The organism is Glutamicibacter sp. V16R2B1, assembly GCF_005774635.1.
GTDB classification, from domain to species: Bacteria; Actinomycetota; Actinomycetes; order Actinomycetales; family Micrococcaceae; genus Glutamicibacter; species Glutamicibacter creatinolyticus.
Genome location: NZ_VATX01000012.1, coordinates 171516 through 192686, shown reverse-complemented (window position 1 = coordinate 192686; position 21171 = coordinate 171516). Strand labels below are relative to the sequence as shown.

Below are 21171 nucleotides of genomic sequence, written 5' to 3'. Positions count from 1 at the left end.
ACGTCCAGGGATGCACCGTGGTGCGGCCCTGGACGTTTTGCTGCGGGACTTCAGTATTCGGCGCTGCCGTGGCTGTGCTCAAAGACCAGTGAGGTCTGGGTGGTCGCCACGGCCGGGTTCGAGGACAGGTAGTCGAGCACGAACTGGCGCACGTCCGCAGAGTTGCGCACCGCCACGTGCAGCACGAAATCGTCGGCGCCGCCCAGGAAGAACAGCTGACGCACTCCGGGCTTGGCCTGCATGTCCTGGGCGAAGGTCGACATCAGGTGCCGGGCGCCGGGACGGATGCGAACGAAGATCAGCGCCTCCAGCTCTCGTCCGAGCACCTGCGGATCCACCTCGATGGTGAACCGGGAAATCACGCCGGTATCACGCAGCTGATTCAGCCGGGCCAGGCAGGTCGAGGGGGCGATGCCCAGCTCCTCGGCCAGGGAGTTGTTCGTGCGGCGGGAGTTCTCCGACAGCAGCCTGAGCAGTTTACGGTCCAGCTCATCGAGCTGCGCACGCTTGATCTCGGCCGAGACCGGATTATTCACCACTGTCGCACCTGCTTTCCCCTGGTTCGGCACTTGGGCGCCGGCCCGCAGTGCCGATACCTGCACCTTTGACTGACGTTGTGATTCACCATCATAGGTCTCACTTGATTTCTTCCGGGCCTATTACCCGGCGGGCGCGCTTCCTGCGACGCAGGATCAGCCACAGCACCAGCGCCACCAGCAGCACGATGCCCACCAGCCACGGCCAGTCCAGCGCGATCCATGCATAGATGAATGCCAGGCCCACGGTGGTGTACACCAACGCCCAGATCAGACAGCCGACAATCACCGCCGGCAGGTAGCGCCGCAGCGGCATCCGGGTGATTCCGGCGGTCGCGTTCACCGCCGTCTGCACCCCCACGGTCAAGAAGCTCAGCGGCACGGCGAAGACGCCCCACCGGGCCAGCAGGGCCTGGGACTTGAGGTAGATCGGGCCGCGCAGCACCCGCTGGAAACGCGTCTGCTTCACCCCCGCGGCGATGCTGCGTCCGATCCAGTAGGTGGTGTTCGCGCGGATCATCGCCCCAAGGAAGAAGAACAGGTACGTCACCAGGTAGGGCGCGTCCTCGATCCACTGCATCATGGCAACGCGCCTACGGAACCATCTTGATGCGGCGCACCAGCAGCCCGCCGGCCACGCTGACCACCGCGGCGCAGACAAACAAGGTGGGGTACCCGCCCAGCCAGCTCACCGCGATCCAGGCGATCAGGGGCGCGAAGACCTGCGGCAGGGAGTTGGCGACGTTGATGACACCCAGGTCCTTGGCCCGGGAATCGGCGTGCGGCAGCACCTGGGTCAGCAGCGCGTAGTCCACCGCCAGGAAGGATCCGAATCCCAGTCCGAGCAGCACCGCTCCGCCGATCGCCACCGGGAAGGAGGGGGCCACGGCCATGACCAGCGCCGCGGCGGCCACAATCAGGGAGGAGATCACCACGTAGCGCTTGCGCTTGCCGTCCCGGTCGGAGAGCTTGCCAGCCACCACCGAGGAGAGGATCACAAAACCGGCGTAGATGCTGCTGAGCACCAGCACCCCGGCGGCCGGTTCGGGATGGTTCAGCCCATCCTGCAGGAAGTACAGCAGGTAGACCAGGATCAGCTGGCTGGAAAGGTAAAGCAGGAAGCGGGTCAGCCAGGCCCAGCCGAAGTCCGGGTAGCGGACCGGGTTGATCCAGAAGCTGCGCAGGAAGCTGCCCCAGGCGAACTCCTCGCGGGCGCTGGCCGGCAGCACCACGTCCTGGCGCAGCAGCACGAAGGGCACCGAGCACAGGGCAATCACCACCGCGACGATCGCGTAGCCGAACACCAGGTCACTGGCGGCGACCATGCCGATGCCGGCGCCCACCAGGATGCCCAGGGTCTGGGCCAGGGCGATCAGCCCACCCACGGTGCCGCGCTGGGCGACCGGGACCTTGTCCGGTACGACGGCGAGCACCGCGGCCAGCGCGGCGTTGCCCGCGGCCTGCATCAGTGCCCAGCCCAGCACCAGCACCGTGACGGTCTGTGCGGTGGACATCAGCAGCAGGGCCAGCGCACCGCCCAGGGTACCGGCCACGATCCAGGGGATGCGGCGGCCAAAGCGGGAGGTGGTTCGGTCGCTGAGGGCGCCGAACAACGGGTTCGCGATCATCGAGACAACCGCGCCCACACCGGTCACCAGCGACAGGGTGGCGTTTTTCTGCTGCGGGGAGATCGCCTCGGAGTGCAGTCCCAGCAACACCTGGATGGGTGCGAAGAAGCCGACGTTGATGCCGATGTGCACAATCAGTACCGCGGCGATCCAGCCGACGCCCACGCGCGCGGTGGGGGTCCGGAGTGCTTCGACTGCCTTGTTAGATTCCATGCTGCTGCGTACCCGCCTACCGTTTGCGACCCAGATTGCGCGGAGTGATCCCCGGATCTTCCAGGTCGGTGATGGGCGGGGTGATCTCCTGTTCAATCAATTTTCGCACGGCCCGGCCCATCAGCCCGCCATCGACCATGGAGGCGGCCACCAGGCGGTCCTGCCCATCCAGGCCGAAGAGCACCTGGATCTTGCCCTGCCGGGTGTGGCGGGCCACGGTGCGCGCCACCGCGGTGAAGTCCCCGACGACTTCCACGTGGGATTCGTGGCGGTCGGACCAGAACCAGGGCACCTTGCGCCGTGGGGCGCTGGTGCCCATGATCGTTGCGGCGGCGAGCGCAGCATCCTCATTGGCCCGGTCCCAGTGGCGCAGGGGGCGGGCACCGGCCTCGCGGGCCACATCCCCGATCGCCAGCACCTGGGGGACGCTGGTGCGCATGCCCGCGTCCACGATGATGCCATTGTTCGTTTCCAGGCCCAGGGTGTCGGCCAGGGTGAGGTTCGGCTCCACCCCGATCGCGGCCACCACGACGTCGGCCTCGATGCTCTCCTGATTGACCTCGACACTGTTTTCGGTGATCCGCTCGGCCATCCCGGTCACCACCCGGATCCCGTTCAGCCGATGGTCCTCGTGCAGCTGGCGGGCCATGGGTTCGCCAAAGGCGGTGACCAGCGGCACCTGCTGGTTGCTGATCAAGGTGACCATGGCGCCGAACTGTCGGGCCGCGGCGGCGAATTCGGCCCCGATGAGCCCGGCACCGATGACCACCACCTGGGTTCCGAAGGCGCCGAAGGACAGCTTCTGTGACAGGTCCTCGGCGTCCTTGGCCGTATGGATCACCCGGGCATGTTCGGCCCCGGGCACCTGCAGTCTCCTTGGCGTGGTTCCGGTGGCGAGCACCAGCCAGTCCTGTTCGGATTCCGGTGCCTGGACCTGGTCAATGCGCTGCGGCTGCAGCTGCACCGAATGCTCAATAAACCATGCCGGGGGTGCGAGGTTGACCCGTTCCAGCGTCTTGCTCAGGGGCGGGCGATCGTAGGGCAGCCCCTCCGGATCGCTGAGCGTGATGTGTCCGGCATAGCCCGCCTGGATCAGCGTGTGGGCCAGGGAGAAACCGGCGACCCCGGCCCCGACGATATGCACTGAACCCATTTAGAAGTGCAGCTCCAGCATCCCGTCGATGACCTCCACCTTGTAGGTGCGCGCATCAACATAGGCTGGCAGGCACAGGACCTTGCCGGTCTTGAGGTTAAACCGGGAAGCGTGCAGCGGGCATTCGACTTCGCAGTCTTCAATCCATCCTTCGGACAGGGAGGCGACTTCGTGGGTGCACTCATCCTGCAGGGCGTAGAAGTTGCCGTCCTCCGCATGGAAGATGGCGATGTCCTCCTTGGCTCCGCTGTCATCGGATTCGACCTTCAGCGCCTCACCGACCGGAATCATGTCGACTGGACCCACCGTGTAGCTCACTGCTTCTCCTTCGGTTCTAAAATTAGTCTTTCTCATCTTGTCACCTTCTGCGGACGCTCACGTAGTAGCTCGGTCACGTCCCGCTGGGCGTATCCCTGGGCCAGCGTTTCCTGTTCCGGCGTGGGAAGCCCGAACAGGTCGGGGCAGATCATGGCCGGGGTGTGCGCCCGCCTAGAATGGTTCCATGCATGACGAAGAACTTTTCACCACGGTGGAAAGAGAGTTCACCACGACCTTGTTCCGCGCCCGCCAGACCCTGGTGCAGCGCGCCAAAGCGATCCACCCGGAGCTGCAGGCCCCTGGTTACCGGATCCTGGCGATCCTAGTGCATCACGATTCCCAGCAGCAGGGGTTCCTTGCCGAATCGCTGCAGCTGGACAAGGCCACGATTTCCCGGCTGGTCAAGCAGTTGGAGACCCAGGGACTGATCACCCGGACCGCGGATCCCAAGGATGGCCGGGCCCAGCTGGTGTCCATCACCGAGCGGGCGCGCGACGCCTGGTACGCCAGCGGCCAGGCGCAGCGCCAGCGCCTGCGGGACAAGCTGGAGGACTGGTCCACCGAGGACGTGCAACGTTTCGCCGATCTGCTGCACCGTTTGAACGACAACTCCGACGCCGCCGACGCCGGTTAACCGCAGCCGCAGTCAAAGGGTGCGCAGCGTGGTGCCGCTTGCCATGAGGGCCGGGGTGCTGCTGGAGGCAATACCTCATTGGTCCACCGCCGTGCTCCCCCATCGCCCGGCCCGAACGTGACCTACCTCCGCACATGACGGGATGACGAAACATGACGCGGCTCGTTGTCCACCCCGCCCGATGCGGGATAGAACAGAAGCACTGAATCACGAGTTCCGACCGTACAAGCCCTGGCTGGTCGGACGGCAACCCTATTTGCGCCATTGTGCGGGGTGCCCCAGGTGATGATTCGACGCTGTTGAAGGCCAGCAGCGTAAGCGATGGCGCCCCCTTGCGCCAGAAAGGGGAAGATTTCCCATGACCAGCACCCTGACCCTCGCCGAGGACCGCGCCCAGCGACTGGATGCCGCCGCGCAGGCATGGAACGAACGGCTGTCGGCCGACCCCGCCAACGGCAGCTTGTCCTTCACCGTCACCGGCAGCGGTACCGGTGCGGTGGCCAGCGACATCAAGGCCGGACGGCACACCTTCCAGGTCGACGAGCCGGCGCCGCTGGCCGGGGACGACGCGGCCGCCAGCCCGGTCGAGTACGCGCTGGCCGCGCTGGCCTCCTGCCAGATCGTGGTCTACCGCCTCTACGCCCAGCAGCTGGGGATCCAGGTGGATGACATCAAGGTCACCGCGAACGGAGATCTGGATGTGCACGGCCTGTTCGGCGCCGACCCGTCGGTGCGCCCCGGTTTTACCGGTGTTCAGCTGGATGTGCAGCTCACCGGTCCGGAATCCACCGAGCGCTATCGTGAGCTGCAGCGGGTGGTCGATGAGCACTGCCCGGTGCTGGACGTTTTCAAGAACCCGGTACCGGTGAGCGTCAACGTCCTCGTGTCCGGACGCTAGCCAGGGCCTTGTCCGGTCCGCCTGCCAGCGCGTAGCCTGAGGCCAGGCGAGCATTGGAGGAAAGCAGCATGTCAGCATCAGCCGCGCCGGACTGGGACCCACGGTCCCCGGAGGTGCTAGAGGACCAGATTGCCGCCTACGACCGCTTCCGGGCCCAGTGCCCCGTCGCCCACAGCGAGTTCCTCGGCTACTCGGTGCTGGGGCACGAAGATGCGCTGCGGGTGCTGCATGATCCGGAAACGTTCAGCAACGCCGTCTCCCAGCGGCTGACCGTGCCCAATGGCATGGATCCGCCGGAGCACACCGTCTACCGGGCGGTCAATGACCGCTACTTCACCCCGGAGCTGATGCGCCGCTTCGAGCCGGTGTGCCGGGAAGTGGCGCTCAGCCTGCTCCGGGAGCTGCCGCTGCACGAACCGGTCGACGTGATTGAGCAGCTGGCCGAGGTCTATGCACTGCGCGCCCAGAGCGCGTTCCTGGGGTGGCCGCGGGAGCTGGAGGAACCGCTGCGCGCCTGGACCGCGAAGAACCGCACGGCCACCTTGGCCCAGGACCGACCGGCGATGAAGGCCATCGCCGTGGAGTTTGACGGATACATTCGCCAGCTGCTCCAGCAGCGGCGCGAGGCCGGCCACCGCGCGCCGAAGGACCTGACCACCCAACTGCTGCATGAGCAGGTGTACGGCCGGGCGCTGAATGACGAGGAGCTGGTCAGCCTGTTGCGCAATTGGACGGTCGGTGAGCTGAGCACCATTGCCGCTAGTGTCGGGATCCTGGCCAATTTTCTGGCCACCCACCCGGAAATCCAGACCCGTCTGCGCGAGGATCCCTCGCTGATCGGGGCGGCCAACGACGAGATCCTGCGGGCGCACGCCCCGCTGATTGCCAACCGTCGGGTGGCCACCCGGGATGTGGAGGTCAACGGGCGGCTGATCCCGGCCGGTGAGCGGGTGACCGTGGTGTGGGCTTCGGCCAACCGCGATGAGAGCGTCTTCGGGGACCCGGATGAGTTCCGCCTGGACCGGGACCCGGGGCTGAACCTGCTGTACGGGGCGGGCATCCACATCTGCCCGGGGGCGCCGCTGGCGCGGCTGGAGTTGCGGGTGCTGGTCGAAGAACTGCTCAAGCGCACCAGCAGCATTGCCCCGGCTCCCGGCGCCCAGGCACCGGCCCGGGCCCACTACCCCGGCAGCGGGTACTCCACGCTGCCGCTGCAGCTGGACTGAACCGGCCGCGGACCACAAACCGCCAGCAGGCGCCGTCCCCCTTGGTGGGGGACGGCGCCTGCTGGCGGCAAGGAAGCTGCCGGGTCCGGAACCCGGCCTAGAAGCGGGTCTGCTGGTAGAACCAGTTGATGTGTTCCTCCAGCATGTGCGCGGCCCGTTCCCGGTTGTTGTTGGCAAACGCGCGGTGGATTGCCTTGTGCTGGCGGCGCAGCACCTTCACGATCGGCTGCCAGGTCGCATCGTCCGGAATGGCCGAGGCCACGTAGTCGCTGATCGAGTGGCGCAGGGATTCCATCATCGCCTCCACCACCGAGTTGCCGGCCATCGAGGAGAGCAGCACATGGAACTCGGCGTCAATGCGGTGGAACTCGTCGCGGGAAAGCTGCGGGTCATCCATGCGCATGATCAACACCGCGGTGCGCTCGATCACCTGTTGGGCGTGGATCGGGTCGCGCGGGGTCATCTGCGCCGCCCAGGTCTCCAGCAGGATCCGGGACTCCACGATCTCCCGGACCTGGATGCCCTTGGCCGCCACGTGCAGGCGCAGCGCCTGGGACAGCCCGGCCGAGGGGTTGGAGATGATCACCGCCCCGGAGTTCGGGCCCGAACCGGTGGAGGTGCGCACCACGCCCATCACGTCCAGGATGCGGATTGCGTCGCGCACCGAGGCCCGGGAGATCCCATGGGTTTCGGCCAGCGCCCGCTCCCCGGGCAGCTGATCGCCCAGATTCAGCTTCCCGGTTCGCAGGTCACGCTCAATGGCCTCCAGGACCACCTGATAGGCACGCGGAGTTGGCTTTGTAGACATCAGAACCCATTTTAGTGTGTTGCGCCGTTGGCCAGGGCCACGGGCCTAGTGCGGCAGCATCCAGCTGAGCACCGGGGTGGACTGCAGGTAGACCAGCACGCACAGCACCAGCAGCATGCCCACCGACCAGCCGGCCACCTTCTTCAGGATCACCGATTCCTGGCCTTCCATCTTCACCGCGGTCGCCGCGATGGCCAGGTTCTGCGGGGAGATCAGCTTGCCGACCACGCCGCCGGAGGTGTTGGCGGCCACCAGCAGGGTCGGGTCGATGCCCGCGTTGACCCCGGCGGTCTGCTGCAGCTTGGCGAACAGGGCGTTCGCGCTGGTGTCCGAGCCGGTCACCGCGGTGCCGATCCAGCCCAGGATGGGCGAGAGGAAGGCGAACGCGCCGCCGGCCCCGGCCATCCAGGTGCCGATGGTGATGGTCTGCCCGGACAGGTTCATCACGTAGGCCAGGCCCAGCACCGAGAGGATGGTCAGCGCCGCAAAGCGCATGTTGTACACGGTGCGCCCGATCTCGGCGATCGCGTTGCCCACGGCGATCGGGTACTTTCCCCCGTCATCGAACTTGGAGTACACGATGGCCACGATCAGCCCGGTGATCAGCAGCAGGGTGCCGGGGGTGGAGAGCCAGTTGAAGTTGTAGATCGTCGAGGAGACCGCCTCGCCGTTGCCGTCCACGATGTTCCCGTGCAGCCCCGGCCAGCCGAACTTCACGTCGGTGGCGGCCAGCGCCGCCGGGATGTCCACGCCCAGGCGCCACAGCTTGGCCACACCGAAGATCAGGATCACCAGCACGTAGGGGAACAACGCCATCCAGGTCGCCCCCGGGCGCAGGTTGCGGTTCGCGTCCACCGGCTTGGCCAGCGCCTCGGGGGTGAGGATGCGCTCGCGGGCCTCGTCGGCGCCCTTGGGCTTCCACACCTGCAAGAAGAGCACCGCAACGCCCAGGCCCACCAGCGAGGCGACGATGTCGGTCAGTTCATAGGAGAAGTACGTCGCGCACAACCACTGGGCGATGGCGAAGGAAATGCCGATCACCAGGGTCACCGGAAGGGTCTGGCGCATGCTGCGCCATCCGGCGATGACCAGCACCAGCACGGTGGGAACGAACAGGGCCAGCACCGGGGACTGGTGTCCGACGGTGGCGCCGATCTCCGCGGCCGGGATCCCGGTCAGCGCACCGGCGGTGGTGATCGGGATGGCCACGGCGCCAAAGGCCACCGGGGCGGTGTTGGCGATCAGCACGGCGCTGGCCGCACGCAGCGGGGAGAGCCCCAGGGCCAGCAGCATGGTGGCGGTGATCGCCACCGGGGCGCCGAACCCGGCCAACGCCTCCAGCAGGCCACCGAAGCAGAACGCGATCAGCACCGTCTGGATGCGCACATCCCCGCCGCCGATCACGTCAAAGACCCGGCGCAGGTCCTCGAAGCGCCCGGAGACCACGGTGACCTGGTAGAGCCAGATCGCCATGACCACGATCCACACGATGGGGAAGGCGCCGAACACCACGCCCATCACCCCGGAGTTGATGGCCAGCCCCACCGGCATCTGCCAGCCAAAGATCGCCACGATGATCGCGACCAAAAGGGAGCTGAGTCCGGCATAGTGGGCCTTGACCTTAACTACGGCCAGCATGACAAAGAAGGTGAGCAGCGGGATCAGGGCGACCAGCGCGGAGATGGCCACGCTGCCGGCGATCGGCTCGGTTGATGGTGTAAACACGGTGTGGGCGTCCTTACTAGTGATGGTCAGACCACATATGGTCAGACCACCGATAATACAAGGTGAGTGCTATCACAACAAGTCTTGACGGGATCCGAAAGATGCGCCTAGTATGGTCAGACCACACAGCGAGAGAGTTATTCTTATGCGTATTGCACTCTTTGCCACCTGCATCGTCGACGCGATGTACCCGGAAACGGCCAAGTCCACGGTGAAAATCCTGGAACGCCTTGGCCATGAGGTGATCTTCCCGGCCGGCCAGGCCTGCTGCGGGCAGATGCACATGAATTCCGGCTACATGCCCGAGGCGCTGCCGGTGGTTGAAAACCATGTCCAGGCCTTCGAGCGCGCCGACTACGACGTGGCCGTGGCACCCTCCGGATCCTGCGTCTCCTCCCTGAAGCACCAGCACGGCATGCTGGCCGAGCGGCTGGGCAAGCCGGATCTGAAGTCCCGCGCAGCGGAGGTCGCCGGACGCACCTACGAGCTCTCGCAGCTGCTCACCGACGTCTTGGGCATCACCAACGCCGCCGAACAGCTGGGCAGCTACTTCCCGCACAGCGTCACCTACCACCCCTCCTGCCACGGCATGCGCCTGCTGAAGCTGGGCGACCGGCAGCTGGACCTGCTCAAGTCGGTGGGCGGGATTACCGTGGAGGAGCTGCCCGAGGCAGACCAGTGCTGCGGCTTTGGCGGCACCTTCTCCATCAAGAACTCCGATGTCTCCTCGGCGATGCTGCAGGACAAGGCCCGCAACATCGCCTCCACCGGCGCCTCGCTGTGCGTCGGCGGGGACGTCTCCTGCCTGATGCACATCGGTGGCGGGCTCTCACGCAATGGCCAGAAGCCGGGCACCATGCACCTGGCCAACATCCTGGCCAGCACGAAGGAAGAGATGGTGGCACTGTGAGTCAGGTATTTTTGGGCATGCCGGCGGCCGGGGAAGGCAACCTGTTTGCCGATGAGTCCTTCCCGAAGGCCGCCCACCACGAGCTGCAGAACACCCAGCTGCGCGCGAACCTGCGCCACGCCACCCACTCCATCCGCGACAAGCGGCTGCGCGTGGTCGGCGAGCTGCCGGACTGGGAGTCGCTGCGCAACGCCGGGGAGGCGATCAAGAACCAGGCGATGGCACGGCTGGATGAGCGCCTGGAGGAGTTCGAGAAGAACTTCACCGCCCGCGGCGGCATCATCCACTGGGCCCGCGACGCGGCCGAGGCGAACCAGATCGTCACCGACCTGATCAAGCAGACCGGCTCCACCGAGGTGGTCAAGGTCAAGTCCATGGCCACCCAGGAAATCGGCTTGAACGAGCACTTGGAAACCCAGGGCATTGCCGCCTTCGAAACCGACCTGGCCGAACTGATCGTGCAGCTGGACCATGACAAGCCCAGCCACATCCTGGTCCCGGCGATCCACAAGAACCGCACCGAGGTGCGCGACATCTTCCTGCGCGAGATGCCGGATGTGGATCCGAACCTGACCAATGAGCCGGCCAAGCTGGCCGAGGCATCGCGCAAGCACCTGCGCAAGAAGTTCCTCTCCACCAAGGTGGCGATCTCCGGGGCCAACTTCGCCCTGGCGGACACCGGCACCCTGGGCGTGGTGGAGTCCGAGGGCAACGGGCGCATGTGCCTGACCCTGCCCGAAACCCTGATCACCGTAATGGGGATCGAGAAGGTGCTGCCCTCCTGGCAGGACATCGAGGTCTTCATGCAGCTGCTGCCGCGCTCCTCCACCGGGGAGCGGATGAACCCGTACACCTCGCTGTGGACCGGGGTCACCGAGAACGACGGGCCGCAGAACGTGCACCTGGTGCTGATGGACAACGGGCGCACCCGGGCGCTGTCGGACCGCTTCGGGCGCAGCGCGCTGAACTGCATCCGCTGCTCGGCGTGCATGAACGTCTGCCCGGTCTACGAGCGCACCGGCGGGCACGCCTACGGCTCGACCTACCCGGGACCGATCGGCGCGATCCTCTCTCCGCTGCTGACCGGCATCGAGGCCGAGGAGAACAACTCCCTGCCCTACGCCTCCTCACTGTGCGGCGCCTGCTTTGACGCCTGCCCGGTGAAGATCAACATCCCCGAAATCCTGGTGCACCTGCGCGGGGAGGACGTGGATTCCCAGCGCGGCAAGAAGCTGCTGCCCACCCAGATGGACCTGCTGATGAAGGGCGGCTCCTGGGCGCTGGGCAAGGGCCGGAACCTGGACCTGCTGGAAAAGGGGCTGCCGCTGGGCAAGCTGGCCGCCGGCCGGGACAAGAAGATCAAGCGCCTTCCGGGCATCGCGGCGGGCTGGACCGCCAGCCGCGACATCCCGGCACCGCCAAGCAAGTCCTTCCGCGACTGGTGGAAGAGCGAGAAGGAGGGCAAATGAGCGCCAAGGAAGAGATCCTGGGCCGGATCCGCACCGCACTGGCCGATAACCCGCACGTGGAACCGGTGGTGCGCGACTACCGCACCACCTCGCAGCTCAGCGAAACCGAGGTCATCGAACTGCTGGTGGACCGCCTGGTGGACTACAAGGCCGGGGTGGATGTCATCGAGGCCGAGCAGATCGCCACCCACGTCGCCGCGAAGCTGGCCACCGCCCGCTCGGTGGTCTACCCGCACGGGCTGGACACCGGTTGGCTTCAGCAGCTGCCCGAGTCCATTGAGCGGCGCATCGACGCCCCGGGCCACGCCCTGGACATCCCGGTGCTCGATGAGACCAGCGCCGTGGTGACCTCCTCGGCGGTGTCCATCGCCGAGTCCGGCACCATCATCCTGGACGGCGAACCCGACCAGGGCCGGCGCGCGATCTCCCTGGTGCCCGATCACCACGTGTGCATCGTGCCGGTCTCCACGATCGTACAGCTGCTGCCCGAGGCCATGCCGCGCATGGACGTGACCCGCCCGCAAACCTGGATTTCCGGGCCGAGCGCCACCAGCGACATCGAGCTGGAGCGCGTCGAGGGCGTGCACGGGCCGCGCACCCTGGATGTGCTGATCGTGCGCGGGCTATAGACCCCTGCGCCCCCATTCGATGGCCGGTTTCCCCGTTCCAAAATCTCCAAGGGAAGCCGGCCATCGTTTGTACGACCGCCCAATATGCTGCGCATCGCGCGCAGAAGATTCGGCTGGTCGGGAATGCTGGATGCTCCCCCTACCCCTGGTCGCGACATGCTCCACTATGAGGGATTTTTGTGTCCTTTTGCCTCGGTAAAAGGACGAATGCACGGTTTCTTCGATGCCGAACTGGGCGAACTTCCGGTTGTTGCCCTCAGCCTGCTTAAAGTCCCGCAGGAGTGCGATGGCTCCAACGGGTCTCTAAACTCGCGGGACTACTCCACCAGCTTCCCGGCCGTGTCCACCTCACCGATCAGCTCACTGATCTCGGCGGGCACGGGCGGGATCGACTCGCGCACCACCCCGCCGTGCGGGGACCAGACCAGGTTCACCTGCAGCTGCGGATCCTGCTCGGGGTAGTCGCTGCGGTTGTGGCAGCCACGGGTTTCGCGCCGTTCCAGCGCCGCCTCCAGGGTGGCCCGGGCGGAGAGCGCCGCGGATTTCAGGTCATAGGCGTGCGCCAGGTCCTGGAAGCCGGCAATGTCCGGGTGGATTCCCACGTTGGCCATCCGCGCTTCGATCTCATCCAGCCGGCGCAGCCCTTCGAGCAGGCCCGCCTCGTCACGCACCACCCCGGCGCACTCGGTCATCATGTCCCGGATCGCCCGTTGCAGGGAGCGAACGTTTTCCTGTCCGTCGGCGGCCAGCAGCCGCTCCAGCTCGGCGCGGGCCCGCGTCACCGCGGCGGCCGAACGGGTGTGGGACTCAAGCCCGGCCGAATACTCGGCGGCCGCCCGGCCCACGATCCGCCCAAACACCAGCAGCTCAATCAGCGAGTTGCCGCCCAGGCGGTTCGCCCCGTGCAGGCCGCTGGAGGCCTCACCGATCGCGTAGAGCCCCTCTACGTGCGTGGAGTGGTCTTCGGGGCGCACCCACACCCCACCCATGGAGTAGTGCGCGGTCGGCGCGATCTCGATGGGTTCGCGGGTGATGTCCAGCATCTGCACCTCCAGCATGGTCTGGTACACCCGCGGCAGCCGCTCCATGATCAGCTGGCGCGGCAGGTGGGAGATGTCCAGCCAGACCCCGCCCTTCTTGGTGCCGCGTCCTTCCTTGATTTCCGTGTAGGCCGCCAGCGCCACCCGGTCGCGGGTGGACAGTTCCATGCGCTGCGGGTCGTAGCGTTCCATGAACCGCTCCCCCAGCCCGTTGCGCAGGATGCCGCCCTCGCCGCGGGCTGCCTCGGAGATCAGGGTGCCGGCCGCGTTTTCCGGTTCAATGATCCCCGAGGGGTGGAACTGCACCAGCTCCGGGTCGCGCAGCCGGGCCCCGGCCTCCACCGCCAGGCGGAAGGAGTCCCCGGTGTTCTCATCGCGCCGGGAGGAGGTCCGCCGCCAGATGCGGTTGTGTCCGCCGGCGGCCAGGATCACCGCATCGGCGTGGATCAGGTAGCGGGTGCCGTTGTTCACGTCGAAGCCGTACGCGCCGAACACGCGGTTGTCATGGGTGAGGATGTCGGTGATGTACACGGTATCCAGGATGGGGACCTGCAGCTGTTCACTGCGGCGGACCAGGCTGCGCTGGATTTCCAGGCCCGTGTAGTCCCCGGCGAACGCGGTGCGGCGGAAGGTGTGGGCGCCAAAGAAGCGCTGGGAGATCCGTCCGTCCTCTTCACGGGCAAAACCCATCCCGTAGCGTTCCAGGTCCGCGATGCCCTCGGCCGCTCCCTGCGCCACAATCTGCACGGTGTGCGGGTTGGCCAGGTAATAGCTTTCCTTGATGGTGTCCGCCGCATGCTGCTGCCAGCTGTCCTCGGCGTCCATGGTTCCCAGCGCGGCGTTGATGCCCCCGGCGGCCAGGGAGGTGTGGGCGTCGTGGCGGGGGCGCTTGCCCACGGCCAGCACGTCCACCCCCAGTTCGGCCAGTTCAATGGCTGCGCGCAGCCCGGATCCGCCGGTGCCGATCACCAGCACGCCGGTGGAGATCTTGCGTTCCCGGATCTTGCCGGTGCCGCCGTCGAACCGGTGGCCGGTGGCGTTGTCGTTGGTTTCGTTGTTCGTGGTGTCGCCGTTGTTGCCCGCGACGGAGCTGTTCATACCCATGGCTTCCACGCTAGAAACCCGGCAACCATTAGTCCAATGAATTATTTTTCTGGTTTCGATGCGTTTCGGCTATCGTCCTTTAGGCTGGAGCCATGAACCTCGACCAGCTCAAGAGTTTCCTGACCGTCGCGGACCTGGGTCACTTCACCCGGGCCGCCGAGCAGCTGCACCTGGCCCAGCCCTCGCTGAGCCGGCAGATCGCCACCCTGGAATCCGAGCTGGGATCCCAGCTTTTCCACCGCGCCCGCGGCAACATCACCCTCACCCCGGCCGGGGAAGCGCTGGTGCCGCTGGCTTCCCGGATGCTGGCCGATGCCGACCGGATCCGCCACCAGATGCAGGAGCTGGCCGGGCTGCGTGCCGGCCGGGTGCGGCTGGGTGCCCCGCCCTCGATGTGCATCTCCCTGGTCGCCATGGTGCTGGGTGAGTTCCACCGGCGCTATCCGGGCATCGAGTTGCACCTGAGCGAGGCCGGTTCGCGTCTACTGCTGGAACAGCTCTCGGCCGGGCAACTGGATTTGGCCCTGGTGGTGGCCTCCGAGCACGAACCGGCCGCCTTCGAGTCCCTGGATGACATTCCGCTGCTCTCGGAGGAGCTCATGGTCATTGCCGCCAAGGCCGGCCAGCTGCCGGCGGGGCAGGGCCCGCTGAGTCTGGCCCAGTTGGCCCCGGTGCCGCAGATCGTCTTCTCCCCCAGCTATGACCTGCGGGCAGCTACCATGCAGGCCTATCGCAGCTGCAACCTGGAACCGAACGTGGTCCTGGAGGGCGGGGAGATGGATGCGGTGCTGCGTTTCGTGCAGCTCGGCCTGGGTGTGGCGGTCGTACCGGCCACGGTGCTGCTGGACCGCAGCGAGTTCCATACCCGCCGGCTGGAGCAGCCCTCCCTGACCCGCACCATTTCCCTGGCCCACCGCAAGGACGTGGGGTTGACCCGGGCGGCGGCGGCCATGCAGCAGATGATCACAGCCACCGCCGCGCAGCTGGCCGGGCGCAGCCCCGCGATCAACGCCCTGGCCGCACCCGGTGGGCAGCGCTGACCCGCGCTTCCCACAGCGCCCCGGTCTGGGCAATCTTCTGCCCGGCGGCGTGCAGTCGTGCGGTGAGCGTTCCCGTGCCCTGCCGAACCACGCCCGCCGGCGGGCCGGGCACCCACGTCCAGCCGAAGTTTGCGGCCAGCCCGCGCAGGTTCGCGCGGTTCACTTCGTGCAGCGCCTGCGGTTGCCCTGGCCAGCTGCCCATCACGAGCAGGCCCTCACGCAGCCCACGCTGTCTGGCCGCTTCCAGCGTCAGTTCGGTGTGGTTCAGGGTTCCCAGATCCGGTCGCGTCACCAGGACCGGCCGGGCGTGCAGTTCCCTGGCCAGGTCCGCCACGGTCTGCTGCTGCTGCGTGAGCTTCACCAGCAGGCCGCCGGCCCCCTCCACAAGCACCACCTGATGGGTGCGGGCCAGTTCCCCCACCCGACGCACATGCTCCTGCAGACTCGGCAGTGAACCGGGGCCGCCGCTGGGACGGCGCTGCGCTTCCTGGCCCAGCGCATCCAGTGGCGCCATCGCCGGGGCCAGGCGCACCCCTTCGGCCACGGTGAGCTGGGCGGGGTGCGACAGCCAGCGCGCGACCGCCTGCACGTCCCCTTCCTCGCCCGGCCCCACCCCCGTCTGGGTGGGCTTGTAGACCGCCACGCGGTGGCCGCGCTGCAGGGCGGCTGCGGCCAGGACCGCGGTGACTACGGTCTTGCCGACCTCGGTATCGGTCCCGGTGACCGCCAGGATCCTGGCGGCGTCCCCGCTCATGCCCGCACCCCGGCCGCAGCCAGCCGTGCCGGCACCGTGAGCGGGGCCTGGAAGGAGAGCAGATGCAGCCAAGGAGTCTCCGGCTCGGTCAGGGTCAGTCCCGGGAGCTGTTGCGCTGCGGTGCGCAGCACTTCCTCGGCCTGCATCCGGGCCAGCCCGGCCCCCAGGCACCGGTGCACTCCCAGTCCAAAGGCCAGCGAATCATCCTGCTCCCGGCCCAGTTGGCCTCCGGACAGCTGCAACACCAGCTGCTGGCCAGCCAAGAATTGCTCACCACCACATACCGTGTCCCGGGCCACGACGCGCCGCCAGGTCGGCACCGAGGACTGGGCGGCCAGAACCGCACCGACCAGCTGCGCGGCGGTGTGTGGGTTGTGGGCGCACTGCTCCCAGCGGCCCCGGTCCAGTGCGGTGTGCAGGACGGTGTGGATGAGCAATGCCGTGGTCTCCTGGCCGGCGATGGTCAAAAAGTAGCCCAGCGAGCGGATCCGGTCCGTGTCCACCCCTTCCCGGTGCAGTTCGGCGTAGAGGTTTCCGTCCCCGGCGGCGATGGCCTGCAGGACGCTCTGGCGCAGCCAGGCGTGGAATTGCGTGGCGGTGTATGCCAGCTCCAGCTGGCGCTGGTGATCCGGCCATCCCCAGAACAATTCCAGTGAGTGGCGGCTGAAGCGCTTGAGCAGGTCCGCCGGCGGCACCGGCACCCCGCTCAGGCGCTGCATCACCTCTGCCGGAATCGGCGCGGCCAGCCGTGCGCTCAGGTCCACCGGTTCCCTCTCGGTCCCGGCGGCCAGATCCTCGCAGATCTCCCGCGCCCGACGCTGCACGAACCCGCGTTGGGCGGCCACCTTGGCGGGGCTGAAGAACCCGGCAACGATGCGCCGCACCCGGCGGTGCTCCTGCCCGCTGGCGCTGGCCAGCACCGGTGGCAGGAAGAACTTTTCGGCCGCGAGGATCCGCAATGCGCTCGGGGCCAGGTCGATCGCGGTGAGCAGCGCATTATCCGGGGTGAACAGTTCCGGGCGCAGCAGGATCCGGCGCACCTGCCGCGGATCCTCGATGATGCGGTAGCGTTCGGTGATTTGTGGCGGGTAGGCCCAGTGCAGGTTTCCGCCCAACGGCGCCCGTCGTGTTGTCGTTGCCGGTGCGCCGGGCACGCTGGGTTCGGTGGCGAACGGGCAGCTCATGAGTGCTCCTCCTGGGTGATGGTGGTGATGATGGCGTGCAGTGCCTCCTGCAGCGCAGTGGTTTCGTGGTGGGCGTGCCCGGTGATGCGCAACCGGGAGATGCCGTCCGGAACACTGGGCGGGCGAAAGCAGGCCACGGAAATCCCCTGCGCCGCCAGGCGTCCGGTGGCGCGGACCGCGGTGGCGGCACTGCCCATCCGCACCGAGAGGATCGGCCCGGTCCCACGCTCCACCCGCGCGTCCCAGCCGGGAGCCGCGACCAGGGTGTTCCCGATCAGCTCAACGTTGCGCATCAGCCGGGCGCGCCGCGGGGCGTCGGCCAGCTGCAGGGCTGCGCGGGCGGCCCCGGCGGCGGCGGGGTTCAATGCGGTGTCAAAGAGAAAGGTCCGGGCGGTGTTCAGCAGGTGCTCGCGCAGCAGGCCCGCCTGCTGTCCACCCAGCAGCACTGCCCCGCCTTGGGCGGCCAGTGCCTTGGACAGGGTTGCGGTGACCAGCACGTGGGCGCTGTGCTGCAGCCCGGCAGCACGCACTGCGCTGCCGCCGGGGGTGGCCGCCAGGGAGTGCGCCTCGTCAACCACCAGCAACGCACCGTACTCTTGGCATAATCGGGCCGCAGCGCCCAGGTCGGCACTGTCCCCCAGCACCGAGTACAGGGACTCAACCACTACCGCCACCCGTGAGGGCGCACGGCTTGCCCGGGCCTGCTGCCGGTGTTCCCCCAGGATCCGTCTCATCCCAGCCAGGTCATTGTGCCCGGCGGTGCGCACCGCGGCCCCGGAAAGCCGGGCGCCGTCCACCAGGCTGGCATGGGCGTGGGCGTCGAGGATGAACAGACTGCCAGAGCCGCCCAGTGCCTGCAACAGGCCCAGGTTGGCGGTATACCCGCTGGAGAACACCAAAGCGGCATCCCGTCCGGTGTAGCGGCACAAGGCGTCTTCCAGCTCCCGGTGCACCGGCAGCGTGCCGGTGGCGATGCGGCTCGCTCCGGCGCCGGCGCCCTGCTCCTGCAGCGCCTGGGTCGCGGCCTGCCGCACCGCCGGGTGCCCGCACAACCCCAGGTAGTCGTTGGACGCCAGATCCAGCAGCCCGGTCCGACTGGTGTCGCGGCGTTGGAAGTGACGGAGTTGGCGCACCCGTTGCCGCCCGGCGAGCCACCCGTGCCAGTGCTCCGGCAGTTCCCCGCCTCGTGCCGATTCCTGCGCTGGACTGTGGAGGCTAGCGTCCATGGACTTGGCCTACCGCCGCCACGACCGCCTGCCCCAGCTGCTCCAGTTCCCGACTGCCGGTGACATAGGGCGGCATCACGTAGAGGAGGTCGCGGAAGGGGCGCACCCACGCACCCCGGCGAACCGCGGCGGCGGTCACTTCGGCCATCCGCACCGGCTCACGCAGCTGGATGACCCCGACCCCGCCCAGTACCCGCACCTGGCGGACGCTGCTGAAGCCGCTCGCTTCACCCAGTGTCCGGCGCAGCCCGTCCTGCAGGGCGTTGACCTGCCCCTGCCAGCGGGCGGCGCCCTTGTCCTGCGGATCCGGTTCGCTCAGCAGCCGGAGCGACGCGTTGGCCACTGCGCAGGCCAGCGGATTGCCCATGAAGGTGGGCCCGTGCAGCAGCGGTGAACCGCTGCGCTCCAGCGTCTGGGCCACCGCGGTGGTGCACAGCGTCGCAGCCAGGCTCAGGTAGCCGCCGGTCAGGGCCTTGCCCACGCACATGATGTCCGGGATGACCCCGGCCCATTGGCTGGCGAAGAGGCGCCCGGTGCGGCCGAATCCGGTGGCGATTTCGTCAAAGATCAACAGCAGGCCGTGCTCGTCGGCCAGTTGGCGCAGCACCCCCAGCACCTGCGGCGCGTAGACGTGCATGCCTCCGGCGCCCTGCAGCACCGGTTCGCAGATGATGGCGGCCAGCTCTTCGGAGTGCGCAGCGATCCCGGCCCGCGCCCGGGTCTCCCACTCCGAAAGCTCGGTCTCATCAACCTGCCAGCCGCCCCCTGGTTCGGGCACGGCGGAGGGCGGGCGGGGCAGAAATACGTGCTCCGGCCCCTGGCCGCTGAATTGCGCGTGCATCCCGTCCACCGGGTCGCAGATTCCCATGGTGGCAAAGGTGTCCCCATGATAGCCCCCGCAGGGCCGCGACGCGTTGACGTTCTCCTTGCCCCCGGGCGTGCTGGTACTGCAGCGCCAATTTGAGTGCCACTTCCACGCAGATGGATCCCGAGTCGGCTAGGAACACGTGGTTCAGGCTGCCCGACGCCAGGGCCGTCAGGCGTTCGGCCAGTTCCACGGCCGGTGCGTGGGTCAGTCCCCCGAACATTACGTGGCTGAATTGCTCCAGCTGTTTCCGCGCAGCCGTATCCAGCCGCGGGTGGCGGTACCCGTGGACGGCGGACCACCAGGAGGACATGCCATCGATCACCCGGTAGCGCCCGGAGGCATCGGCGAGACTCAGCCAGACGCCCTCGGCCTCCTGCACCTCATAGCGGGCCCCGGCCCCCAGGGTACTGTACGGATGCCAGAGCAGCCCGGCATCCCTGTCCAGGACGCTGCCGGCCAAGGGCGGGGGCGGTGTCGCAGGTCCAGGGTGGAGCGCAGATTTCCCGGCGGGTTTCATGCGTTCGGGCTTTCGCTGGTGCCTGCACCGCGGCGGCGCAGCACCGGTTCGACGCCCGCAGCCGGCCCCGCGGCCCCGATCGGGCATCCGGTCCCGGCGGTGCCGCAGGTGCTGGCGCATCCGCCGCCGCAGCCTGTGGCCGGTTGGTGGGCACCGTGGTCCTTCGAGGCGTGCACGCGGCGGGCCAGCTCGTTGGGGTCCACGTCTTCCTGGCCCAGCACCACGAATCCGGCGTCGGCGATCATCGCCAGGTCAGCGGCGGCCGCCTGCCCCTCGCTGGTCAGGTAGTCGCCCAGGAAGATCGAGTTGGCCACCTGCAGGGCGGCCGGTTGCTGCGTGCGCAGGTGCATTTCACGGCCACCGGCCATGCGCAGTTCGGCCTGGGGGCAGGCCAGGCGCACCAGCGCCAGGATCCGCAGGCAGCCCAGGGGCGTCAGCAGCCACGTGCCTTCCAGCGGGGTCCCGTCGAAGGGCATGAGGAAGTTCACCGGGATGGAGTCGGCTTCCAGGTCGCGCAGTGCGAACACGGCCTCGACCAGCTGTTCCGGGTTCTCCCCCAGACCCACGATGAGTCCCGAGCAGGGTGAGAGCCCGGCGTGGCGGGCCTGGCCGACCGTGTCCACCCTGTCCTGGTAGGTGTGCGTGGAGCAGATTTCCGGGTAAAGGGATTCGGCGGTATTCAGGTTGTGGTTGTACGCATCGGCCCCGGCGGCATGCAGCTTCGCGGCCTGCCCCTCCTTCAGGATGCCCAAGCAGGCGCACACCTCCACCTCGGGGTGCTCGTCCTTCAACTGTCCAATCATGGTGGCCACCCGGTCCACGTCGCGGTCGGTGGGTCCCTTGCCGGAGGCGACCATGCAGACCCGCGAGGCTCCGCCGGCCACGCCCAGTCCGGCCTGGTGCACCGCCTCCTGGGGTTTGAGCCAGGTGTATTTCAGGATTTCGGCCTTGGAGCCAAGGCGCTGTGAACAGTAGGTGCAGTCTTCTGGGCACAGCCCCGATTTCAGGTTGACCAGGTAGTTGACCTTGACGGTGTTGCCGAAGAATTTCTGGCGCAGCCTGCCGGCGGCCGCCACCAGGGTGTGGGTTGCCGCATCGGGAACTCGCAACACGGCCAGGGCCTCCTCCCGTGTCAGCCGGTGTCCTGCCTCAATGCGTGCAGCCAGCTCATGCACGTCCAGCTGCCCGTCCAGGGTCGGCGGGGCGGCGGCCTGCTGAGATAGCGGTGGCGCTGCGGCGTGCGTCCTGCTGTTGATGGTGGTCATAATGTGGCCGGCCTTTCGCGCGGTAC

The 21171-nt window shown here is 67.7% G+C and carries 19 protein-coding genes, 1 pseudogene and 1 riboswitch; of the genes and pseudogenes, 7 read left to right on the top strand and 13 right to left on the bottom strand.

Going from position 1 to position 21171, the window contains the following annotated elements; genetic code table 11:
• Positions 1–50 precede the first annotated feature (50 nt).
• The 5 genes from FDN03_RS08245 to FDN03_RS08225 form a co-directional block, all read right to left on the bottom strand.
• Complete coding sequence (locus FDN03_RS08245) at positions 51–536, bottom strand: Lrp/AsnC family transcriptional regulator (protein ID WP_246049892.1); 486 nt, start codon at positions 534–536, stop codon at positions 51–53.
• A gap of 100 nt (positions 537–636) precedes the next feature.
• Positions 637–1119, bottom strand: coding sequence for a VTT domain-containing protein (locus FDN03_RS08240; protein WP_246049576.1), 483 nt, complete (start codon positions 1117–1119; stop codon positions 637–639).
• Positions 1120–1129: 10 nt separating this feature from the next.
• Positions 1130–2377: an MFS transporter gene (locus tag FDN03_RS08235; protein ID WP_138175855.1), complete on the bottom strand. Its 1248-nt coding sequence runs from the start codon at positions 2375–2377 to the stop codon at positions 1130–1132.
• A 16-nt stretch (positions 2378–2393) separates the two neighbouring features.
• Positions 2394–3530 carry an FAD-dependent oxidoreductase gene (locus tag FDN03_RS08230; protein WP_138175853.1) on the bottom strand — a complete coding sequence of 379 codons (1137 nt, stop codon included), beginning with the start codon at positions 3528–3530 and terminating at the stop codon, positions 2394–2396.
• Complete coding sequence (locus FDN03_RS08225; protein ID WP_246049577.1) at positions 3531–3848, bottom strand: bifunctional 3-phenylpropionate/cinnamic acid dioxygenase ferredoxin subunit; 318 nt, start codon at positions 3846–3848, stop codon at positions 3531–3533. It abuts the gene before it with no gap.
• A gap of 184 nt (positions 3849–4032) precedes the next feature.
• On the opposite strand from FDN03_RS08225, the gene FDN03_RS08220 reads away from it, so the two are divergent.
• From FDN03_RS08220 to FDN03_RS08210, 3 genes are all read left to right on the top strand, one after another.
• A complete protein-coding gene (locus tag FDN03_RS08220) occupies positions 4033–4482 on the top strand; it encodes a MarR family transcriptional regulator (protein WP_138175851.1) in 450 nt (149 codons plus the stop codon).
• Positions 4483–4687: 205 nt separating this feature from the next.
• Positions 4688–4809, top strand: a riboswitch (SAM riboswitch).
• Positions 4810–4840: 31 nt separating this feature from the next.
• The gene (locus FDN03_RS08215; protein ID WP_138175849.1) at positions 4841–5380 is read left to right on the top strand and encodes an OsmC family protein; all 540 of its coding nucleotides are present in this window, start codon (positions 4841–4843) and stop codon (positions 5378–5380) included.
• Between the two features lie 68 nt (positions 5381–5448).
• Positions 5449–6606 carry a cytochrome P450 gene (locus FDN03_RS08210; protein ID WP_138175847.1) on the top strand — a complete coding sequence of 386 codons (1158 nt, stop codon included), beginning with the start codon at positions 5449–5451 and terminating at the stop codon, positions 6604–6606.
• Between the two features lie 97 nt (positions 6607–6703).
• Here FDN03_RS08210 and FDN03_RS08205 read toward each other — a convergent pair whose 3' ends face one another.
• Complete coding sequence (locus tag FDN03_RS08205; protein ID WP_138175845.1) at positions 6704–7414, bottom strand: FCD domain-containing protein; 711 nt, start codon at positions 7412–7414, stop codon at positions 6704–6706.
• Between the two features lie 45 nt (positions 7415–7459).
• Positions 7460–9139, bottom strand: a complete 1680-nt coding sequence (locus FDN03_RS08200) for an L-lactate permease (RefSeq protein ID WP_138175843.1) — start codon at positions 9137–9139, stop codon at positions 7460–7462.
• A 145-nt stretch (positions 9140–9284) separates the two neighbouring features.
• Here FDN03_RS08200 and FDN03_RS08195 point away from each other — a divergent pair, with 145 nt between their 5' ends.
• From FDN03_RS08195 to FDN03_RS08185, 3 genes are read left to right on the top strand one after another with little or no spacing between them, the layout of a single operon-like run.
• The gene (locus FDN03_RS08195; protein WP_054821375.1) at positions 9285–10049 is read left to right on the top strand and encodes a (Fe-S)-binding protein; all 765 of its coding nucleotides are present in this window, start codon (positions 9285–9287) and stop codon (positions 10047–10049) included.
• Positions 10046–11518, top strand: a complete 1473-nt coding sequence (locus FDN03_RS08190) for a LutB/LldF family L-lactate oxidation iron-sulfur protein (protein ID WP_212743883.1) — start codon at positions 10046–10048, stop codon at positions 11516–11518. The genes FDN03_RS08195 and FDN03_RS08190 overlap by 4 nt, the downstream gene beginning before the upstream one ends.
• Positions 11515–12147, top strand: a complete 633-nt coding sequence (locus FDN03_RS08185; RefSeq protein WP_138175841.1) for an LUD domain-containing protein — start codon at positions 11515–11517, stop codon at positions 12145–12147. Before FDN03_RS08190 ends, FDN03_RS08185 begins: the two co-directional genes overlap by 4 nt.
• A gap of 317 nt (positions 12148–12464) precedes the next feature.
• Here FDN03_RS08185 and FDN03_RS08180 read toward each other — a convergent pair whose 3' ends face one another.
• Positions 12465–14291 (bottom strand): FAD-binding protein, encoded by a 1827-nt coding sequence (locus tag FDN03_RS08180; RefSeq protein ID WP_249354436.1) that lies wholly within the window; start codon positions 14289–14291, stop codon positions 12465–12467.
• 92 nt (positions 14292–14383) lie between these two features.
• On the opposite strand from FDN03_RS08180, the gene FDN03_RS08175 reads away from it, so the two are divergent.
• Positions 14384–15331 carry a LysR family transcriptional regulator gene (locus tag FDN03_RS08175; RefSeq protein ID WP_138175839.1) on the top strand — a complete coding sequence of 316 codons (948 nt, stop codon included), beginning with the start codon at positions 14384–14386 and terminating at the stop codon, positions 15329–15331.
• Here FDN03_RS08175 and bioD read toward each other — a convergent pair.
• From bioD to bioB, 5 genes and pseudogenes are all read right to left on the bottom strand, one after another.
• On the bottom strand, positions 15297–16085 hold the full coding sequence (bioD, locus tag FDN03_RS08170; protein WP_138175837.1) for a dethiobiotin synthase: 789 nt from the start codon (positions 16083–16085) through the stop codon (positions 15297–15299). The two genes, FDN03_RS08175 and bioD, sit on opposite strands and share 35 nt — an antisense overlap.
• The gene (locus FDN03_RS08165) at positions 16082–17269 is read right to left on the bottom strand and encodes a cytochrome P450 (protein ID WP_138175835.1); all 1188 of its coding nucleotides are present in this window, start codon (positions 17267–17269) and stop codon (positions 16082–16084) included. Before FDN03_RS08165 ends, bioD begins: the two co-directional genes overlap by 4 nt.
• On the bottom strand, positions 17266–18495 hold the full coding sequence (locus FDN03_RS08160) for an aminotransferase class I/II-fold pyridoxal phosphate-dependent enzyme (protein ID WP_138175833.1): 1230 nt from the start codon (positions 18493–18495) through the stop codon (positions 17266–17268). Before FDN03_RS08160 ends, FDN03_RS08165 begins: the two co-directional genes overlap by 4 nt.
• Positions 18485–19880 (bottom strand): annotated as a pseudogene (gene bioA / locus FDN03_RS08155) (adenosylmethionine--8-amino-7-oxononanoate transaminase). The gene FDN03_RS08160 and the pseudogene bioA overlap by 11 nt, the downstream one beginning before the upstream one ends.
• Positions 19877–21145 carry a biotin synthase BioB gene (bioB, locus tag FDN03_RS08150; protein WP_138175831.1) on the bottom strand — a complete coding sequence of 423 codons (1269 nt, stop codon included), beginning with the start codon at positions 21143–21145 and terminating at the stop codon, positions 19877–19879. The pseudogene bioA and the gene bioB overlap by 4 nt, the downstream one beginning before the upstream one ends.
• Positions 21146–21171: the final 26 nt, after the last annotated feature.